The organism is Dellaglioa sp. CoH-57-MRSF-21 (assembly GCF_056781915.1).
In genome coordinates this window covers 1-495 of the sequence record NZ_JBXAXU010000051.1, presented here as the reverse complement: position 1 = coordinate 495, position 495 = coordinate 1, and the positions used below count along the sequence as shown (strand labels likewise).

General features: G+C 54.3%; 1 protein-coding gene. It reads right to left on the bottom strand.

From position 1 onward, the window contains the following. Window positions 1-40: 40 nt before the first annotated feature. The coding region (locus AC1RPQ_RS07860; protein WP_391857960.1) for a hypothetical protein at window positions 41-495 on the bottom strand (455 nt) is incomplete at its 5' end.

The window sequence follows — 495 nt, the reverse complement described above, 5'->3', positions numbered from 1 at the left end:
ATGTTCAGCACAACTTTCGTTTTCTTGCTCATGTTTTCCTTTACATGTTGTCAATATCGACGTAGTGTTCGGCAAAACGGCCGTCTACGATCGGAATGATTCGGTAATGCACGCCTTTGTTCATGGCGCACATCTTTTCCAGCTGCTCCTGAGCTTCTTGCAGGTTTGCCGTCTCGAACAGGGTTCCGCCCGGCCGCACATTCGACACGAAATCATACGGCCACTCGCTGGAGAACCAGCCGATCTGATACGAGTCCGCACGGTCCAGCGGGAATCGGATCGGAATCAGACTTTCTTCTGCGTAGCCGCCGATCCAGTCGCTGGATTTTTCCTTATAAGAGAATCCCAGAGCGCGCAAACCTGCGTCACTGGTCTCCATGAGGCTTTCACCGCGCTCCAGAAACTCGGACAGCTCTTCCGGCGTGTACTGCGACAGCCAGTACAGCGGCGTCTGATCGCAGTCGCGCCCGCAGTACACGACAAACAGTCGCATAC